The sequence below is a fragment of the Mycobacterium saskatchewanense genome, from assembly GCF_010729105.1.
GTDB classification, from domain to species: domain Bacteria; phylum Actinomycetota; class Actinomycetes; order Mycobacteriales; family Mycobacteriaceae; genus Mycobacterium; species Mycobacterium saskatchewanense.
Genome location: NZ_AP022573.1, coordinates 1,438,870 through 1,457,612, shown reverse-complemented (window position 1 = coordinate 1,457,612; position 18,743 = coordinate 1,438,870). Strand labels below are relative to the sequence as shown.

17 protein-coding genes are annotated in these 18,743 nt (G+C 67.8%); 11 read left to right on the top strand and 6 right to left on the bottom strand.

All coding sequences use genetic code 11. The features are described 5' to 3' along the window. Positions 1–58 precede the first annotated feature (58 nt). Positions 59–976: a DMT family transporter gene (locus tag G6N56_RS06800; RefSeq protein ID WP_085258508.1), complete on the bottom strand. Its 918-nt coding sequence runs from the start codon at positions 974–976 to the stop codon at positions 59–61. A gap of 178 nt (positions 977–1,154) precedes the next feature. Next, positions 1,155–2,024, bottom strand: a complete 870-nt coding sequence (locus G6N56_RS06795) for an oxidoreductase (RefSeq protein ID WP_085258509.1) — start codon at positions 2,022–2,024, stop codon at positions 1,155–1,157. 285 nt (positions 2,025–2,309) lie between these two features. Between G6N56_RS06795 and G6N56_RS06790 the strand changes: the two genes are divergently transcribed. From G6N56_RS06790 to G6N56_RS06765, 6 genes are all read left to right on the top strand, one after another. Further along, a complete protein-coding gene (locus G6N56_RS06790; RefSeq protein WP_085258510.1) occupies positions 2,310–3,296 on the top strand; it encodes a diacylglycerol/lipid kinase family protein in 987 nt (328 codons plus the stop codon). Positions 3,297–3,762: 466 nt separating this feature from the next. Then, entirely contained in the window at positions 3,763–7,002 is a 3,240-nt protein-coding gene (locus tag G6N56_RS06785; protein ID WP_085258511.1) for a thioester reductase domain-containing protein, read from the top strand. A gap of 25 nt (positions 7,003–7,027) precedes the next feature. Further along, positions 7,028–7,936 carry a metal-dependent hydrolase gene (locus G6N56_RS06780; protein WP_085258512.1) on the top strand — a complete coding sequence of 303 codons (909 nt, stop codon included), beginning with the start codon at positions 7,028–7,030 and terminating at the stop codon, positions 7,934–7,936. 20 nt (positions 7,937–7,956) lie between these two features. Next, positions 7,957–8,880 carry an alpha/beta fold hydrolase gene (locus G6N56_RS06775; RefSeq protein WP_085258513.1) on the top strand — a complete coding sequence of 308 codons (924 nt, stop codon included), beginning with the start codon at positions 7,957–7,959 and terminating at the stop codon, positions 8,878–8,880. Between the two features lie 2 nt (positions 8,881–8,882). Further along, the gene (locus G6N56_RS06770; protein WP_085258514.1) at positions 8,883–9,965 is read left to right on the top strand and encodes a PDR/VanB family oxidoreductase; all 1,083 of its coding nucleotides are present in this window, start codon (positions 8,883–8,885) and stop codon (positions 9,963–9,965) included. Positions 9,966–10,030: 65 nt separating this feature from the next. Beyond that, positions 10,031–10,240 (top strand): DUF3072 domain-containing protein, encoded by a 210-nt coding sequence (locus tag G6N56_RS06765; RefSeq protein ID WP_085258624.1) that lies wholly within the window; start codon positions 10,031–10,033, stop codon positions 10,238–10,240. On the opposite strand, the gene G6N56_RS06760 is transcribed toward G6N56_RS06765, so the two are convergent. Continuing rightward, complete coding sequence (locus G6N56_RS06760; RefSeq protein WP_085258515.1) at positions 10,241–11,248, bottom strand: YihY/virulence factor BrkB family protein; 1,008 nt, start codon at positions 11,246–11,248, stop codon at positions 10,241–10,243. It abuts the gene before it with no gap. Positions 11,249–11,424: 176 nt separating this feature from the next. After that, positions 11,425–12,660, bottom strand: a complete 1,236-nt coding sequence (locus G6N56_RS06755) for a mechanosensitive ion channel family protein (protein WP_085258516.1) — start codon at positions 12,658–12,660, stop codon at positions 11,425–11,427. A 201-nt stretch (positions 12,661–12,861) separates the two neighbouring features. On the opposite strand from G6N56_RS06755, the gene G6N56_RS06750 reads away from it, so the two are divergent. The 3 genes from G6N56_RS06750 to G6N56_RS06735 all read left to right on the top strand — a co-directional run bounded on the left by G6N56_RS06750 (position 12,862) and on the right by G6N56_RS06735 (position 15,382). Then, entirely contained in the window at positions 12,862–13,284 is a 423-nt protein-coding gene (locus tag G6N56_RS06750; RefSeq protein WP_085258517.1) for a nitroreductase family deazaflavin-dependent oxidoreductase, read from the top strand. A 536-nt stretch (positions 13,285–13,820) separates the two neighbouring features. After that, positions 13,821–14,753 (top strand): SAM-dependent methyltransferase, encoded by a 933-nt coding sequence (locus G6N56_RS06740; protein ID WP_085258519.1) that lies wholly within the window; start codon positions 13,821–13,823, stop codon positions 14,751–14,753. Beyond that, positions 14,750–15,382 carry a class I SAM-dependent methyltransferase gene (locus tag G6N56_RS06735; protein WP_085258520.1) on the top strand — a complete coding sequence of 211 codons (633 nt, stop codon included), beginning with the start codon at positions 14,750–14,752 and terminating at the stop codon, positions 15,380–15,382. The genes G6N56_RS06740 and G6N56_RS06735 overlap by 4 nt, the downstream gene beginning before the upstream one ends. A gap of 6 nt (positions 15,383–15,388) precedes the next feature. Here the strand turns inward: G6N56_RS06735 and G6N56_RS06730 are convergent, their stop codons facing one another. After that, the gene (locus tag G6N56_RS06730) at positions 15,389–15,709 is read right to left on the bottom strand and encodes a hypothetical protein (RefSeq protein WP_085258521.1); all 321 of its coding nucleotides are present in this window, start codon (positions 15,707–15,709) and stop codon (positions 15,389–15,391) included. Positions 15,710–15,936: 227 nt separating this feature from the next. Continuing rightward, a complete protein-coding gene (locus tag G6N56_RS28535; protein ID WP_163645091.1) occupies positions 15,937–16,554 on the bottom strand; it encodes a chitin-binding protein in 618 nt (205 codons plus the stop codon). A 382-nt stretch (positions 16,555–16,936) separates the two neighbouring features. On the opposite strand from G6N56_RS28535, the gene G6N56_RS06720 reads away from it, so the two are divergent. Continuing rightward, on the top strand, positions 16,937–17,650 hold the full coding sequence (locus G6N56_RS06720; RefSeq protein ID WP_085258625.1) for a VIT1/CCC1 transporter family protein: 714 nt from the start codon (positions 16,937–16,939) through the stop codon (positions 17,648–17,650). A 130-nt stretch (positions 17,651–17,780) separates the two neighbouring features. Next, positions 17,781–18,626, top strand: coding sequence for an acyl-CoA thioesterase domain-containing protein (locus G6N56_RS06715; RefSeq protein WP_085258522.1), 846 nt, complete (start codon positions 17,781–17,783; stop codon positions 18,624–18,626). The last annotated feature ends 117 nt before the right edge of the window (positions 18,627–18,743 follow it).

The window sequence follows — 18,743 nt, the reverse complement described above, 5'->3', positions numbered from 1 at the left end:
TAGCGGCGCAACGGTTGCGGGGTCGTGATCCGCCGTTCCGGCAAGCCATTCCGGCGGCTCAGGCCTGCGACGCCGCCTTCGGTAGCTCGTCGATTCTCACGTCGCGCCCGGCGCCGGCCGCCATGGTGGCGGCCTCACCGCGAGCCAGGCCCACCGTCGCGACAATCACCACCACGGCCGCGGCCGCCAGGACGAACCACCCGGTGCCGTCGGCGTGCAGCGTCTCACCCAGCACGGTGATTCCGAGCACGGCAGCCACCACCGGTTTTGCCACGATGATGGTCGGCAGGGAGGCGGTCAGCGCGCCGGCGCGATATGCCGACTGATGGATGATCATGCCGGCGACCCCGGCGAAAACCCAGGCGTACAGCTCGGGTGTCTGCCACAACCGGCCCGCGCCGTGTTCGATCACGTCGACGACGCCCTTCATGAGCACCGAGAACACCGCCAACAACGAACCCGCCACCGCGGCCAGCAGCAGCGCAGCGGCCGGGCGGTCCGCCCAGGTCTTGGCGCACACGAGGAACAGCAGCAGCGGGGGACCCATCACCAGGGCCACCACCACCCACGAGGTGAGGGCGCCCTGCTCCTGGCCACCCGCCGGCTGCCCGACCGCGATGACGACCGCCAAGGCCGCGGCCAGCAGCACCGCCCACATCCACTCCTGGCGGGTCACGGCATGGCGGGTGAAACGCGCGTAGATGGGCAACGCGAACAACAGGGCGGTCACCTGCAGCGACATGACCAACAGCACCGAGCCCTTGTCCAGCGCCGCGGCGAGTAGGCAGTAACTAGAGATGTCGCCCAAACCGCCCATCCACCAACGCTTGTCGCGCAGCAGCATGCCGAAGAGCGCCAAATGGCCGACCGGCTTGTCCGTGACCTCCTGCGCGGAGCGTTGGCGGACCACATTGCCGACCGCGGATGCCAGCGCGGCGCACAGGGCCAGAATCGCCGCGATCTCGGCCTTCGACATGGGTGACCTCCTCGCCGACATCCGGCCCGCGGGCCGCACGTCCACCCACTTGTACTCGAGTTTCTTATGTGTTCGCTGTGTTGCGCGGTTTCGTCCCGGCGTGCGGAGGAACCGCGTCCTCCAATCTAGCCGCGACCGATGGTCCGGGCGCGTCGGCGGTGTGCGGCCGGTGCGCTCCTCAGATTGGGAACTTGGCGCCGGTGAGCTGTTCGGAGAGGTCCCACAGCGCGGCCGCGGTGGAGGCCCGCTTCGCCGGCCAGTTGCGCCAGGTCCGCTGGGTGGGACCGTACAGCCCGAATCGCGGACCGACGAAGGTGTCGCCGGGCAGGTCCTGTGACGCCGCATAGAGCGTTTGCCGGGCGCCAAAGTCGGCATCGGTGGACACGATCCGGTCGGCGGCCAGCACCAGCGCGTCGCCCAGCTTGCGGCCCGAGTTGCCTTGCAGGTTGGTGTGCGACCAGCCGGGATGCGCGGCGAGCGCACGCACGCAGGATTCGGCGCCGGTCAGCCGTCGCTGAAGCTCGCTGGTGAAAAGCAGGTTTGCCAGCTTCGATTGGCCGTAGGCCAGCCACGCCGAATACCGCCGCCTTTCCCAGTTCAGGTCCTTGAGGCTGATGAACCCGATGTGGTGAAGCAGTGACGATACCGTCACCACCCGATCGGTGAGCTTCGGCAGCAACCGGTTGGTCAGTGCGAAGTGACCGAGGTGATTGGTCCCGATCTGACCTTCGAAGCCGTCAGCGGTGCGGGCGAAATTGGTGGCCATGATGCCGGCGTTGTTGACGAGGATGTCGAGCCGATCCACCTCGTCGGCGAAGCGCTGCACCGACGACAGGTTCTGCAGGTCGAGTGGACGGACTTCGACGTCACCGCTCATGCGCGCGGCCGCGGCCTCACCCTTGTCGGTGTTGCGTACCGCCAGGATGACGTGCGCGCCGACGCGGGCCAGCTCGCGGGCGGTCACCTCGCCCAGGCCGGCGTTGGCGCCCGTCACGACGACGGTACGGCCGGCGAACGACGGCAGCTGTGCTGCGGTCCAACCACGCATGCAGCCACAGTAGCGTCGAGACCTGGGGCCGCTGGTGGTGCCGCTGGTGGGCGGTCCGTAAAGGGCCCGGCGGGCAATGCCTTTGGCGGTTGTTCGATCTGATCGAGCGACCTGTCGGACGGCCGGTGTTCGAGCGTGATCTCGCCCACGAGCTTGGCGCAGGTATCGTGCGGGGATGGTCAGCGAATTGCCAGATGAGTGCCTCGGTTGCTCGCCGGGGTCCTCGGGGCTCGGCCTGGCGCGACCGCGAATCGTCGCTCTCCCTCGCACATCCGGGAGCCCGGCATGTATCTAGGCGTCATCGTCAACCCGCTCGCGCGCAAGAACCGCGCCAACCCGCAGCGCGCCGCCGACGTGCGGCGCATCGTCGGCCCGTGGGGCGAGGTGTACGAAACCGCTTCCATCGACGAGCTCCGCAAGACGCTCGGGCAGATCCATCCACGGGTCACCCACCTCATCGGCGACGGGGGTGACGGCGCGCTGCACTGGTTGATCAACGAAATGGAAGGGTGCGTCAGCGATCCGGAAAGCTGGCCGGCGTTCGTGCCTACCAACGGCGGCAGCGTCAACGCCGTCGCGCGCAAGGCAGGCGTCCGCGGCCGAGCCGACGCCATCATCCGTGCCCTCACGGCCGCCGCCGAGGCCGGCCGGACTCCGCCCGAAATGCGTTTGGACACCCTGACGCTCGACGGTGAAACCGCGGACGGCGAAACGTTCCATCGCCTGTGCTTCGGCCTGGCCGCCGGCGGGGTCGGCAACCGCTTCTACGACCGGTATTACGCCCACCCCGACCACAACCGGACCGCGGTGGCGCGCGTGATCGCTCGCACGTTCGGCGACTACATCACCTCCAAGGTCGCCCCGGGTCGCGTGAGGACGCCCAACTACGCGTCGGTGTTGTTCACTCCCACGCGGGCCCGCGTCGTGATCGACGGTGAGGAGGTGCCGACGCGGACGCACAGGCTGCTGCACGCCGGCGCCATCGACCTTCGTATCGGCGGCCCGTTTCGGCTGTTTCCCAAGGCCTCCGAGCCGGGGGCGCTGCACTTCCAGGCCGGCGAGATCAGGCCGTCCCGAATCGTTGTGCAGCTCCCCGCCGCCCTCACCAACGGGACGGTTCATGGCAAGCGGGTGCGTGACGTCAACGGCCAAGAGATGATCATCGAGGCCGAGGACGAGCCGCTTTCGCCGATCATCGACGGCGAGCGGGTCGATGGGATCGTCCGGCTCGTCGCCCGCGCGGGCCCGCTCATCCGCGTCGCCCGGACCTGACGCGCGCCTGAGCCGTCCGCGGACGAGGCACCATATTTCCGAAAGCCCTCATCGAACGGGCTATTAATCGCCGAAAGCCCCGATCTATTGCGCCGCTGTTCGTGCGTCGCATTAACGAAAGCTTGGGTCGGAAGCGAAGAAAAATGCGGAATTTCCTTAGTCGGAAAGATCCGCATTTACGCGAATCCGTATCTCAGTATGTCCGCGGAAAAGCCTTCTAGCTGGGCGTATGTGGCGTACTGATCTACTGGTCTACTGATATCAGTAGACCAGTGAAAATGGAGTTGTCGCTCAAACTATGCCGAGGCTGTGAACCTTGTGTGTAATGGCCCAAACGCCTGGAAAGGCTTTGCCTGACGCCGATCGACGACGCTACCCTCGGCTCTATCAATTGAGTGCGACATCGAGTTTTATTCGCTTTTTCGAGCGACCAAAAGGCCATCGAACGGAAGGGAGTGACTCCGACATGGAGACGCTTATCGACTACCTGCGGATGTGGGAAGAGCGGCAACCGGAGCAGACCCTCTACCGGTTTGTCGACGCCGGGGGCAGGGAGCTCGAGCGCTACACCTACCAGAGCTTCGCCGAACGGACGCGTGAGCTTGCCGCCTACCTGTCCGCGGAGTCCCGGCTCCGTGCGGGAGATCGGGTCTTGCTGCTTTACCCGCCGGGCCTGGAGATGGTGGCGGCGCTGTTCGCCTGCGCGCGCATCGGAGTCATCGCAGTCCCGGTCAGCCCGCCCTTGCCGATGTCGTTCGAGGCCGGGCTCGCCAAGCTCAGCTTCATCGCGCGCGACTGCCAGGCGAAAGCGGTGCTGTCGACCAAGCAACTGGAACACGACTTCGGCGTGCTGCTCGGCGACCGGCAGGGCGCGCTGCCCTGGGCGGACGCCGAGCGCCTCCCGGAACTGCCCTGGGTCGCGACGGACGGCGCGCAAGACTTCGGCGGCGCACCCGTCGCCGACACGCCGGGTCGTGTGCTCTTCCTGCAGTACACGTCCGGCTCCACCAGCGATCCGAAGGGCGTGATCGTGAGCCACGCCAACGTCGTCGCCAACGCCTCAGCCTTCACCGAAAGCGAAGTGGCGGTCAGCTGGCTGCCCCAGCACCACGACATGGGTCTCATCTCCGCCTATCTGTTCATCTTGGTGATCGGCGGCACCACGCACGCCATGTCGCCGGAGGACTTCCTCAAGCGCCCGTCGGCCTGGCTGCGGCTCATCAGCGACGTGCGCGCGACGCACACGCCCGCACCGAACTTCGCGCTCGAGTACTGCCTGCGCGAGGACAAGCTGCCCACCGCCGAGCTGGAGGGCGTCGACCTGAGCAGCCTCGAGTCCATGGTGATCGGGGCGGAACCGTTGCGTGCCAGGACTTTCACCAGCTTCCGGCGGCGCTTCGCGCCCTATGGTCTGCGGCCCGACGCGGTCACCGGTGCCTACGGGTTGGCCGAGAACACGTTGGTCGTGTCGCTGCGGGGCCGGCAGATCATTGCCGTGAACAAGCGCGCTTTGCAGAACGACCTTGCGCGGGTCGAGAAGGCGGTGCCCGAGAACAACAATCAGGCGGCGCTGGTGAGTAGCGGAAAGCCGGTCGCGGGCAACGTGGTTCGCATCGTCGATCCTGATTCTAGGCGCGCGCTGGGCGAGGGCCGCGTCGGCGAGGTCTGGGTGGCCGGCGCGTCGAAGGGCGGCGGCTACTGGCACCGGCCGGAAGCCACCGCCGAGGCGTTCGCGGCGCGCATCGCCGGCGACGAGCAGCACACCTATTTGAGGACCGGCGATCTCGGCTTCCTGTACGAGGGTGAGCTGTTCGTCTGCGGCCGCACCAAGGACCTCATCATCGTCCGCGGCGTGAATACCTACCCCGCCGACATCGAGGCAATCGCGGAACGGTCGGCCGCCCAGATCCGCAACGGCTGCGTCGCAGCCTTCTCGGTCGAGCGGGACCAGCAGGAGACGCTGGTCGTTATTGCCGAGGTGCGGGACCCCGACGCGCTCCCGGACGGTAAGGCGCTGGCTCGCGCGATCCGCCGGCACTGCCAGATCGATCCGGACACCATCGCGTTCGTGCCCGCTAGAACGGTTCCGAAGACCACTTCGGGGAAGATCAGGCGCGCGCAGACCCGGCAGCTCTGGCTGGACGGTGAGCTGCCGGTGCTGGCGAGCTACACCCACCTGACCCGCCGGGCGCCGGACACCGGTGCGGGGCCGCTGGAACGTTTCCGCCACCTGATGGAAAGCTATGACCTGACCGGAGACGAGGACTGCTCGTTTGCGGACCTGGGCATCGACTCGTTGGCGCTGGCCGAACTCCGGGCCGACCTGCAGGCCCTGCTCGAGGAGCACGGCGCGGGCGAGGTCGCCGGGGACGTCAACACCCGCCTGCTGCAGCGCCTGACGGTCGCCGAATTCTTCGGGCTGGTGCGGCAATTCGGTGACGAAGCCGGACAGCCGCTGGACGCGCTGCGGCGGGCGTTGGATGAAATCTCCGCCGAAAACGAGGCGTACGAGAGCCTGCAGATGAGTACCGACGCGCGGCTTCCGTTGCCGGCGCTGCCGCCGGCCCGCGAGGGTGCCACCACCGACATCCTGCTGACCGGCGCGACCGGTTTTCTGGGCCCATTCCTGATCAGCAGCCTGCTCGAGCGGACCTCCTATACCCTGCACACGCTGATCCGCGCGACCGATGCGGAGCACGGCGTCGACCGGATCGTCGCCTCGCTGCGGCGGGCCCAGGTGTGGTCGCCGGCGCTGGAAACCCAAGTCCGGGCGCGCGTGCGGGTGGTCTGTGGTGACCTGGCCGAGCCGAACCTGGGCCTGGATCCGGCGGCGTTCCAGCAACTGGCCGAGGACGTTCACGCCGTCGTCCACAACGGCGCGCTGGTGAATTACGTCCGCACTTACGACGCGCTGCGGCCCGCCAACGTCGGCGGCACGCATCAGTTGTTGCGGCTGGCCATGACCGGGCACCGCAAGGCGTTCCACCTCGTTTCCAGCACCTTCATCTATGGCTGGAGCGTCAAGCCGGTGGTCGGGGAGTCGGATGCGAACACCGAGATGAACGCGCTGGATTTCGGCTACTCGCAGACCAAGTGGGTCGCCGAGCAGCTCGCCCTGGCCGCGCAGCGCGAGGGCCTGGACGTGCGTATCTACCGGCCTTCGCTGATCTCGCCCACCGACGCGGGCTTCGGCAGCCAGGACGACATCCTGGTGCGCACTTTGGCGTTCATGATCGAGCACGGCATCGCCGCCAGCGCGCTCAACCAGCTCAGCTTGCTGCCGGCGGACCTGATCGCGGACCACATCGTCGCGCTGATGGACCTGCCGGAGGATGCGGGCACGGTCTTCAACATGACCGCCGACGAGTACTACAACCTCACGGACATCACCCGGATCCTGTCCGAACGCTACGGTTACCGCTTCTCCTACCACGACATCCCGTCGTTCGCGGAGCAGTTGAACCGCCGGTGCACGCCGCGCGACGCGCTCTACCCGCTGGTCGATTTCCTGACCCGGTCGGCCGACAAGATCGCGGCGATGCGGGACAAGCGCTATGGCAACGATCAGTACCGCCGGGCGCGTGAGCTGGCCAAGGTCCGCCTGCGCGAGCCGGCCCTCACCGACACGGTGGACAATCTCGTTCGGTTCTTGCGTAGTGAGCGCCTGATCACCGAGGCTGAGGCGGAGGCACAACGCAGTGCCTGATCAACCAGCAGGGCAGGGGGTCACCATGTTCACCGTCGACGACCAGGCGGCCGGCCCGCATGACGGGTCGCTCGACCATGAGCGGATCGTCCTGCAGGCCCGCGACGTCGAATTCGACTGGGCCGAGCTGCCTTTCTACTACGTGCCCAACGAGCCCTTCGCCACCCACTTCTGCAACGTCCTGCACCTGCTACTGCCGGCGGGCGAGGAGTTCATCGTCGAGGCCTTCAAGAAAGCCTTGCCGCTGATCAAGGACGACCAGCTGCGGCTGGACGTGCAGGGGTTCATCAGCCAGGAAGCCATGCACTCCCAGGCGCATTCGGGCGTGCTCGAGCACTTCGCGGCCCGCGGCATCGACGTGACGCCGTTCACCGATCAGATGGCGTGGCTGTTCGGCAAGCTGATCGGCGACCGGCCCCGCTGGAGCCGGCGGCGACGGGAGAGCTGGCTGCTCGAGCGGGTGTCGATGGTCGCGGCCCTCGAGCACTACACCGCCATCCTGGGTTCCTGGATCCTCGACACCCCGCAGCTCGATGCCGTCGGCGTCCATCCGGTGATGCTGGACCTGCTGCGCTGGCACGGCGCGGAGGAGGTGGAACACAAGGCGGTCGCCTTCGATACCATGAAGCACCTGCGGGCCGGCTACTGGCGGCAGGTGCGCACCCAGCTGTTGGTCACGCCGGCGTTGCTGTGGCTCTTCATTCGCGGGGTGCGGTTCATGCACTCGGTCGACCCGTACCTGCCGCCGGGGACCAAAGCGCGTTGGCGCGACTACTTCGGCGCGGCGCGGCGTGGTTTGGTGCCCGGGCCCTTCCAGTTCCTGCGGGTCATCGGCGCCTACTACACGCCGAGTTTCCATCCTTCCGAATTGGGTGGCGTCGGAAGTGCCGTCGATTACCTGGCCAGATCGCCCGCCGCGCGCGCTGCCCACTGAGCACGTCAGGAGGATTGTCGATGACCACCTTCCACGCGGCCCGAACCACGGTCACCGCATCGGACGGCGTCTCGTTGACCGTGCACGCCTATACCGAGTTGGATCCGCGCCGCCCAACCGTGTTGGCGATCCACGGCTATCCGGACAACCACCAGGTGTGGGATGGCGTCGCGGCGACGCTGGCCGGCCGATACAACTTCGTGGCCTACGACGTGCGCGGTGCCGGTGAATCATCCACGCCGCCAGGCCGTTCGGGCTATCGGCTGACCCAGCTGGTCGCGGACGTCGGCGCGGTGATCGACAGCCTCGGGATGGGCCGTGTCCACCTGATGGGGCATGACTGGGGTTCGATTCAGGGCTGGGCCGCGGTCACCGACCCGTCCGTCATGGGCAAGATCGCGTCGTTCACGTCGATCTCCGGACCCCACCTGAGCTACGCGGGCAGGTTCCTGCGGTCGGCGCGAACGCCGCGTTCGGTGGCTGACGTTGCCAAGCAGTTGCTGGCCTCCTCGTACATCTGGTTCTTCCTGTGCCCGGGGTTGGCGGAATTGGCGATCCGGACCCGCGCAACGGTGAAAGTCTTTGACGCCGTCGAACGTATCGGCGGCTCGAGCGGGCGGCGCGGCGCCTCCTACCGGTCGATCGGCGGCTACCTCAACGGGCTCAACCTCTACCGGGCCAACATGCCCGCGGCGCTGTTCGCGGACGGAAAGCGACTGCCACAGACGGCCGTGCCGACACAGGTGCTGGTGGCGCGCTGGGACTTCTTCGTATCGCCTGCGCTGCAACGGTTTACCGGCTCGATCCCGCCCGGTGGCCGGGTGGTGCCCATCGCGGGTGGGCACTGGGCGGTGGCATCGCATCCCGAGATCATCGGCCGGCTCACCGGTGAGTGGGTCGACGAAGCCATTAACCGCGTCGCCGGCTACGTTCAGGAGGCGTGAGAATGGCTGCAGCACAGGGCATTTGGAGCAGCATACCCGCTGACCTTTACGGCCGGCGAAAGCGAGACCTGGCCTATACCGCGCTCTGGGGTGTCGGAGCACTCTTCGGCGGCCTGGCGTCGGCGTCCCGCTGGACGCCGTCGCGGGTGGTGCCGGTCGAGCGCACCAACACCGCGGTGATCACCAAGCGTGAACCGCTCGCCCCCGACGTGGTCGCCTTGACGTTGGCCGACCCGCAGGGCGGATTGCTGCCATCCTGGACGCCGGGCGCGCACATCGACGTTCGGCTGCCCTCGGGCCGCCGCCGCCAATACTCGCTGTGCGGCCCGCCCGGTCGGCGCACCGATTACCGCATCGCCGTGCGCCGGATCGCCGACGGCGGGGGCGGTTCCATCGAAATGCACGACGCATTCGCGGTGGGCGAGACGCTTGAATTCGAGGGTCCGCGAAATGCGTTCTATCTCGTCACCGACGAGCGCGACGTGCTGTTCGTCATCGGTGGGATCGGGATCACGCCGATCCTGCCCATGATCAAGGTGGCCCATCAGTGCGGGATGAATTGGCGGGCAATCTATGCGGGTCGTAGCCGCGCTGCCATGCCGCTGCTGGACGAGGCGCTGTCGGTGGACCCCGAACGGGTGGCCGTGTGGGCCGACGACGAGCACGGCCGCTTCCCGACCACCGACGAGCTCCTGGCCGGGGCTGGCCCGAGGACGGCGGTGTACGTGTGTGCACCAACCGCCATGCTGGAGGCGGTGCGCGTGGCGCGCGATCAGTTCGCCGATGCGCCATTGCATTACGAGCGATTCAGCCCGCCACCCGTGGTTGACGGCAACCCGTTCGAGTTGGAGCTGGCCCGGTCTGGGCAGGTGCTCAGTGTGCCGGCGAACCGGTCGGCGCTGGCCGTGATGCTCGACCGCGACCCGGCGACCGCCTATTCCTGCCAGCAAGGGTTCTGCGGCACCTGCAAGGTCAAGGTGCTGGCCGGCGAGGTCGAGCGCCGTGGACGCGGCGGCGAGGGCGATGGCGACATGTTGGTCTGCGTGTCGCGGGCGAAATCGGACCGCCTGGTGATCGACGCCTGAGCGCGGTCACGCCCATGTTTCGAACGCACGTGCGATGGATATCCCTCGGTGCGGAGGTGACAGACATGGACGACAACACACGACAAGCCCCCCAAGAAACCCCCGAGAAGGACCGCTCCGAGTGGGTGACCGGCGACGAACCGATGACCGGCCCCCAGCGCAGCTACGTCCACACGCTGGCGCAGGAGGCCGGACGGGAGGTGCCCGACGAGATGACCAAGGCGGAGGCGTCGGCGCTCATCGAAGAGCTGCAGAAGCAGACGGGGCGGGGTTGATCAACCGGCGGGCCGGGTGCGGGTGGTCGGTACCCGCGCCCGGCCCGTTTTCCGGGCGAGGTCGCCGAACTTGACGCTGACGCGCTGAAAGCCTTTCACCCGTTCGGCTTTGGCCTTCTTGGTATATGTCTTGCGGTCGGCTGCCGTGAGGTCGGCGTCGTCGCTGAAGGGCGTGAGCAATGCCCGCGGGTAAAGCCGTTCCACCAGAACGACATTGATCTCCGCGCACAGCACCAGGGTCGACGACACGAGGAACAGGAACGCCATCAATCCGAGCACCAGCGCGAAGACGCTGTTGGTGGCGCTGGCGCTCTTCACCGTGTGGCGCACATAGCCCGCTCCGAACCACTGCAGGATCTGCCAAACGAATGCCGCCGCCAGTGCCCCCGGCACGACCTGACGGTAGGTGAGTTCGCGGGCGGTGGTGACCCGGAACGCCACCAGGCAGATCAACGCGTTGATCGCCACGGCGGCCAGCGCGAGGCCAGCTTTGCCGCCGACGCCGAGCGACCCTGTCGCCTGGCCCACCGCCGAAACGACGGTGGCCGCCAGCGCCGCCGAGCCCAGCACCAACAACAGCAGCAGGCTGCGGACCCGCGACCGAATCAGGTTGGGCCGCTTGTTCCGCGGCACGGTCCACACCGAGTCCATGGCGTTTTGCACCGCCTGCCCGACCCCCAGGCCGCCGTAAAGGGCCCCCACGATGCCGACCACCACGGCCACCGTCCCCCCGCTGAGCCCCTGGGGCTGGTGCAATTGGTCGCCGATGACGGGGAACTGGCTGAGCGTGCTCTGCAATACCTCGTGTTGCAGAGCAGGCCGTCCGGCGAGCACAACGCCGAGGCCGGTGGTCAGCAGCAGCAGCATCGGGAACAGCGACACGAATCCGTAATAGGTGATCAGGGCGGACAAATAGCCACCCTGATCATCGAGGTACTTGTAGACGACCGCGATGATCACCCCGACGGCGCGGTTGCGTCGCTGCAGTCTGTCCAGCCAGCCGACCATCGGCGATCACTTCCTTCCTGCGGAAGCGGACACCACAAATGACTGGCCAAGTCATACCCGGATTGGCTGATCGTCAACCGCGCTAACGGCGCGGTGCGCTTCACGCCGAGACTGCTGCGATGGTCGCGACCCGCGGCGAACCGCGACCCTCACGGCAATTTCGGCGGTCGGTCCGGTTAGCCACCGTCGGCCCGCGCGCGGGCGAATTCCCGGCCGTCGGTGTGCGAGTCGTCGCCGTCCGGGCAGCCGAAGACGCGTCCCCGCCGGTCGGCCTCCGGGCTGCCACCGAACAACGCGGAATCCGCGCGCGGCGCGCCGGACGGCACGGCGCTGTCCTGGCCGTGGCTCCGGTGCGCGGCCTCGATGCGCTGCCGTGGCAGGGCGCCGGGCTGCGTGCGCTGCAGCCACTTGACGATTCCCTCCCTGACGTCGCAACGCAGGTCGAAAAGGGTGCTTGCATCCGCGGCGCTCACGAGCATCCGGACGCGCACGTAGCCGTCCACGGCGTCGGTGATCTGTAGGACGCCGACGCGGCCGTCCCACCGTTCGTTGGCCCGGAGCAATCGATCCAGCTCGGCGCGCATGGCATCCACAGGCACCGTGAAGTCGACATCGAGTTCGACCGTCCCGAGCAGGGCGGTGGCGTTGCGTGTCCAGTTCTGGTACGGCGTCTTGGTGAAGTATGTGCACGGCAAAACCAGCCGCCGCTCGTCCCAAAGGTGCACCACCACATAGGTCAGGGTGATTTCCTCGATGCGGCCCCATTCGTTCTCCAGCACCACCACGTCGCCCACCCGAATGGCGTCCGAGAAGGCGATCTGGATCCCGGCGAAGACGGCGCCTAGTGAGGTCTGGGCGGCCAGACCGGCGACCACAGACAGCACACCGGCCGAGGCGAACAGCGTCCTGCCGATGTTGCTGAAGGCCGGGAACGTCTCGAGTACCGCGGCCAGCCCGAAGACGACGACGATCGCGACAACGAGGCGGCGCAGCACCGTGATCTGCGTCCGGATCTTGCGTCGGTGCCGGTCCGCGTCGTTCATGCCGGTGTCACCGCCGGCGAAGCGTGCGATCGCGCGCCGCTCTGCCACGTAGACCAGGCTGGCGACCAACCAGGTGCTGGTCGCCAGCCCCGCGATCAGTAAGGCGTGGTCGACCGGGCCGCGCCACTCGGACTTAGAGGCAACGGCGTGGTGCACCGCGGCATTGGTGGCGATCACCATCAACGTCGCCCGCACCGGAGGCCGCGTCAGCACATCGATGTCGTTGACCATTGCGCTGCGGCCCTTCATCCGCTGCAATACCCACGACAACGCCACACCGACGGCGTAGGCGATCACCAGGGCGACCACCACCCAGGCGACGTTGAGGGCGATGTGGGTTGCGCTTTGAAGCGGGATCGCTTTGGGCATGAGGAGGCCTTCTCCTGAAGTTGGGGAACGGACCGGTGTCTTTAGGCCTTCCCCGGACCAAGGGTGGAAAAAACGTTGGCCGCCAGGGGGACTTCGCAAAGAGACCGATGTCACAACCATCGCGAAGGTAGCCGTCGCGGGTAACCTGCGCAGGTCGTGCGGGGATTGTCGGGCCCAGCGTTGGCGTGCCACGATGGCGGAATGAGCGACCTGGGTGCGGAACGCGATTTCAATCAGCAGAACATCGATGAATTCCGCCGCAACGGCGGCAAAGTCGGTGGTCAGTTCGAGGGTTTCCCGCTGCTGCTGCTGACCTCGACGGGGGCGAAAAGCGGTGCCCAGCGGGTGAACCCCGTCGCATGTTTCGACATCGGCGGCAAGATCTACATCGTCGGCTCCGCGGCTGGCCGGGACAGCAATCCCGGATGGGTGCACAACCTCCGCGCCCACCCCAACGTGACGGTGGAAATCGGCGCGGAAGGTCCCAAGCCGGCGACCGCCCGGGAAGTGTCGCGCGCAGAGCGGGATTCGATTTATCCGATCGTGGTCGAGCGCGCGCCCGGGTTCGGTGAGTACCAGGAGCGCACCGACCGGGTCATCCCGATTTTCGAATTGGTCGTCTGACTCGGCGGCGTCGCCATTTCGGCACGCGAACGGGCTCGTCGGCGGAAAATGACGAAATCGGTTGGATACGGAAGTGGGGTAGGCACGATGCGTCACCGACGACGTTGCGCACTCGGGGTTTTCGCTTTGGTGTTGGGGGTATTGCCGGCGACGGGACTGGCGGCGCCGGCGATCAGTCGGGCCGACAACTGTGCTCCCGGCTGGGTCTGGAACCCCAACACGAATCAGTGCGAGTTCTGGCTTCCCGCGGCAAACGGGCCCGGTGGACCCGGCGGCCCCGGAGGACCGGGTGGTCCCGGTGGCCCGGGCGGCCCAGGGGGGCCCGGTGGGCCGGGCGGCCCCGGGCCGCGGTAGCCGTTCACACTCGCACCGCCGAGATCGCGCCGAGTGTCGGGTTCTGCCGCCGCGGATCACGACCACCGCGGCAATCCCGGGCCGAACAAATGGCGGTGAGCGCGGCGACGCCGGAACTAGGGATGCGGCCCCGGTCGTTATACTGGCTAAGTATTCCGACTTCCGATTTGGAGAGCAGGCGCATGCCACGCACAGACAACGACACATGGGATTTGGCCAGTAGCGTCGGCGCGACAGCCACGATGGTGGCGGCCGCCCGGGCGATCGCCACTAAAGCCGACAGCCCCGTGATCGACGATCCGTTCGCCGAGCCGCTGGTGCGCGCGGTCGGCGTCGACTTCTTCACCCGCTGGGCCACGGGCGACCTCGTCGGCGCGGACGTCGACGCCGAAGAAGCCCCCTGGAAGCTCGAGCACATGCCCGACGTGATGGCCGCGCGGACGCGTTTCTTCGACACGTTCTTCGAAGCGGCCACCCGGGCAGGCATTCGTCAGGCGGTGATCCTGGCGTCCGGCCTGGATGCCCGCGCCTACCGGTTGGCGTGGCCCGCAGACATGACGGTGTTCGAGGTGGACCAGCCGCGGGTGATCGAGTTCAAGACGACCACGCTGGCCGACCTGGGTGTGGCACCGCGGGCCGAACTGCGCACCGTCGCCGTCGACCTGCGCAATGACTGGCCGAAAGCGTTGTCCGAAGCGGGTTTTGACGCTTCGCGGCCAACCGCGTGGATCGCCGAGGGGCTGTTCGGTTACTTGCCGCCGGAGGCGCAGGACCGGCTGCTGGACAACATCACGGCGCTCAGCGCCGACGGCAGCCGACTCGCGTGCGAGGCGGTCCCGAACATCCCCGAGGCGGACCAGGAACGGGCCCGGGAAGTGATGCAGAAGGCCAGCGACAAATGGCGCGAGCACGGTTTCGAGCTCGACTTCTCCAACCTCGGTTACGAGGGCGACCGCAACGACGTCGCCGCCTACCTGCAGGGCCTGGGATGGGAGACGGTCGGCGCCCCGATGTCGGAGTTGCTGGCCGACAACGGTCTCGCCGAGATCCCACGACTCCATGACTCCGTGTCCATGGCCGACACCGTTTACTACAGCGCGACACTGACCAAATGACGGCGCCGCGCCGGGGGCTCAACGACGCGGTCACCCGGCTGTTCGGGTTGCTTGCCCCGGTCTACGACCTCCCGGTCCTGCAGCAGTGGATCTACCGTCCCCCGCACGACGAGGTGATCGCCGCGCTGCGCGCACACGGATCTCGCCGCATCGCCGATATTGCCTGCGGCACAGGCATTCTCAGCGACCGGATCGAGCGGGAGCTGCACCCGGACGAGACGTACGGTGTTGACATGTCCGACGGCATGCTCGCTCAGGCGCGCGCGAGGTCGGATCGGGTCACGTGGTTGCGCGGCCCGGCCGAGCAGCTCCCGTTCGGCGACGGCGCGCTGGATGCCATCGTGACCACCTCGGCATTTCACTTCTTCGACCAGCCCGCAGCGTTGCGGGAATTCCACCGGGTGCTGGCGCCCGGCGGTCTGGTTGCCGTGGCGGCCCTCAGCACGCGGCAAGCGGCGCTGCAACCTTCCGGCGCGAATCGGTGGAAGCCGCAACATAACCCGTCGCCGGCCGAGATGCGGGTGTTGTTCGAGGGCGCGGGATTCGCGGTCCGCGATCAGCACCGCATTGCGCGGCCGGTCTGGACTCGGATCGTGTCCGACCTGATCACCGTCGGCGCCAAGGAGTAGAAGCCGTCAGGAAACCCGGACGGGCTCTCGCCGAATGCGGGGCGCCGCCGCCGGTCCAACGAACGGACGCGCCTTGGGGCCACCGACATACACCACGCGCACCGATCCGTACCCGGGGTTGACCCGGACGGCCGGGATTGCGCGCCGTCGGCGGTCAATCGCGCGTTCGATGTAGTCGACGGCGATCCAACCCGCGCCGCAGAGGGCCAGCGCCACTCCGAATTGCAGGGGCGACCCCGCGACCAGCGCTGCGAAGGCGCAGACGCCCGATGCGACGACAAGCAATACCGCGGCGGTGTGTAGGACTTTCGCCAGGGCCTTCGACATTGTGGTCCCTTCTGATCACCAGCTCGACAGCGCATGGTCCAACGCAATTCGTGACCTCATTGTTTCGCGATCGAGACAACACAGACGAGGGCCGGAGAGCACGGCTTTTGCATGGCATAGGGCCCACGGGCGAAGGCCAAAAGTCCCACGCGGATCAGGTGTGGACGCACAACGGCCGCCTCACCATTCGGCGAGGCGGCCGTCCTGCGAACTAGCTTTAGGCCGCTTTACAGCGGGATCCACACCCCGAAGAACCAGAAGCCCCATTGGTTGAATCCGGGATCCCACACGGGGGTTTCTTGGTAGCCGTAGTAGTTGATCGGGCCATAGCCCCACGCGCCGCCGGGCGGCGGTAGCGGCCTGTCCCAGGCCGGCCTTGGCGGCTCACCCGGGCCCCACGGCGCGGGCCCGTCTCCCCATGGGGCGTTGTGGAAGTATCCGCGGTGCGGATCGCCATGCCAGCCTCCCGGACCAGGCCCGCCCGGACCGCCGGGCCCACCCGGGCCATCGGGTCCGCCCGGATGACCGGGCCCGCCCGGCCCGCCCGGGCCATCGGGTCCGCCCGGATGACCGGGCCCGCCTGGCCCGGCGCCGCCAGGTCCGCCCGGATGACCGGGCCCGCCGGGCCCACCCGGAGGTCCACCGGGACCGCCGGGTCCGGGCCCGCCAGGTCCACCGGGACCCGGCGCGGTCGGAGCGTGGAAGTCTGCGGGCGGGGCGCCATGACCTGGCGCCGAAGGCAGCCCGCCGGGCGCGGCCGCTGCCGAACCGGCGCCCACGCCCAGGGCGGCGGCGCTCAACGCGCCGGCTATGGTGATCCCCCCGACAAATTGCTTCAACTTCATGGTCCTCACCTATCTATTAGGAAGCTTGTAGACACGTGACCCCCTACGCAGCTGACGCTATATAGGTCGCCTATGGATAGCCTTTGAACGGACCATGCGAAACGTTTGGTTCGCCCACATCTGGCGCCCCAGACTGTGATTGGGGTCACCGAAGGCCGCGCCGCCGACCGTGCAAACACGCACTCTGGTGTGCGCTGAAGGCGACGACAGGCCGGGCGGGCCCGCCCACGGCGCACACCGAAAGCCGTGGCTGCACACCGAAAGCGGCCGCACGCGTCCGGCCCGCCGGCGCCATCGCAACTGTGCAGCTAGACCACCTTTGGCAAGGCTTGGTTTGCTGGTCGACCGCTTTCGGGATGGATATGGTTTCCGCGTGTCTAACGTGTCTAATACGTCGCACCCCGCCGAACCGCACGTGGGGTCGGTGTCGTCGAAGTTGAACTGGTTGCGCGCGGGAGTGCTGGGCGCCAACGACGGAATTGTCTCCACGGCCGGCATCGTCGTCGGAGTCGCCGCGGCAACGGTGCTGCGCAGCCCGATCTTGACGGCCGGAAGCGCCGGGCTGGTCGCCGGCGCCGTGTCGATGGCGCTGGGGGAGTATGTGTCCGTCAGTACCCAGCGTGACACCGAGAAGGCGCTGCTGATAAAGGAGCGGCGGGAATTGCACGACGACCCGGCGGCCGAGCTGGACGAGCTCGCCGCGCTGTACGAGGCCAAGGGCCTGACGGCGGCGACCGCGCGCACCGTCGCCGAGGAGCTCACCGACCACAACCCGCTGCTTGCCCATGCCGAGGTGGAGCTCGGCATCAATCCCGATGAGCTGACCAACCCATGGCAGGCGGCCCTGTCCTCTGCCTTCGCCTTCTCCATCGGCGCGTTGTTGCCATTGATCGCGATCCTGGCGCCACCGACGGCTTGGCGGATCCCCGTCACCGTCGTCGCGGTCCTCATGGCGTTGGTCGTCACCGGGGTGGTGTCCGCGGGCCTGGGCGGGGCGCCGAAGGGCCGGGCGGTGGTCCGCAACGTGATCGGCGGCGGCCTCGCGTTGGCGATCACCTATGCGATCGGTCACCTCGTGGGCGCGGCGATCGGCTGACGTCCGGGACCCGCGAACGCCGTTCTGGGGCAAACGCTTTGCCCCGAACAGCGGGAGCCGCCGGGGCACAGGGTCGCGAACTGTAACATCTACAGTTGCCGTTCTCATTGGGTCTCATAAAGGTCGTGCATTGACTGAGCCGAACACCGTGGCCGACGAAGTCCACCCCACAGGGCAGCCGCCATACTTCTGGCGGGACGAAAACCGCTTTGTCCCAACCGAAGTCGCGCGTGGGGGATGGGGCCCGTCGCTTAGCGGTCACGTGGTCGGCGGGCTGTTGGGGTGGGCGGTCGAGCGCGCGGTGGACGACCCGCAGCTGCAGCCCGCCCGATTGACGGTCGACCTGCCCCGACCGACCGCACCGGAGCCGATGGAAGTGTGCACCACCGTGCACCACGACCGGCGGCGACTGCGGCTCGTCGAGGCCGTCATCGTCCAGGGCGGCACCCCGGTCGCGCGCGCGAGCGCGCTGTTTTTGCGGCGCGGCCCCCAGCCCGAGGGTCACGTGTGGTCGCACGAGGTGCGGATGCCACCTCTCCCGGTGACCGACGACGGATCGCACCCCACGCTGTTCCTGCGAACCTACGGTTGGGGATCGGAGATCCAGAACCCCGACCCCGCCTGGGGCCACGCACCGGGGCCCAAATACACCTGGCTGCACGAAACGCGCCCGTTGATCGACGGCGAAGCGCTCACCCCCTTCGCCCGAGCGGCGATGGCCGCCGATATCACCGCCTCGATCGCCAATTGGGGTACCGGCGGGCTGCAGTTCATCAATGTCGACTACACCCTCACGCTCAGCCGGCTCCCTCGAGGTCCCTACCTCGGGCTGGCCTCGCTGACTCATTCCAGCCACGACGGGGTGGCCAACGGCTCGGCGGTCCTGGTCGACGGGACGGGACCCGTCGGCGCGTGCGTGTCCGTCGCCATCGCGCAGCCCGGGTTCAATCCGCCCTCGGCGGGCTCGGTGCCCTAGTTGGCTGAGGACGCGCCGGGCGGCGCGACGTACTGGGACTTGATCGTCCGCGCGGCGCGGCGGGAGCCGAACCTCGTGCAGCTCGCCGACGACCATGGCCGAAGATCTTCGCACCGC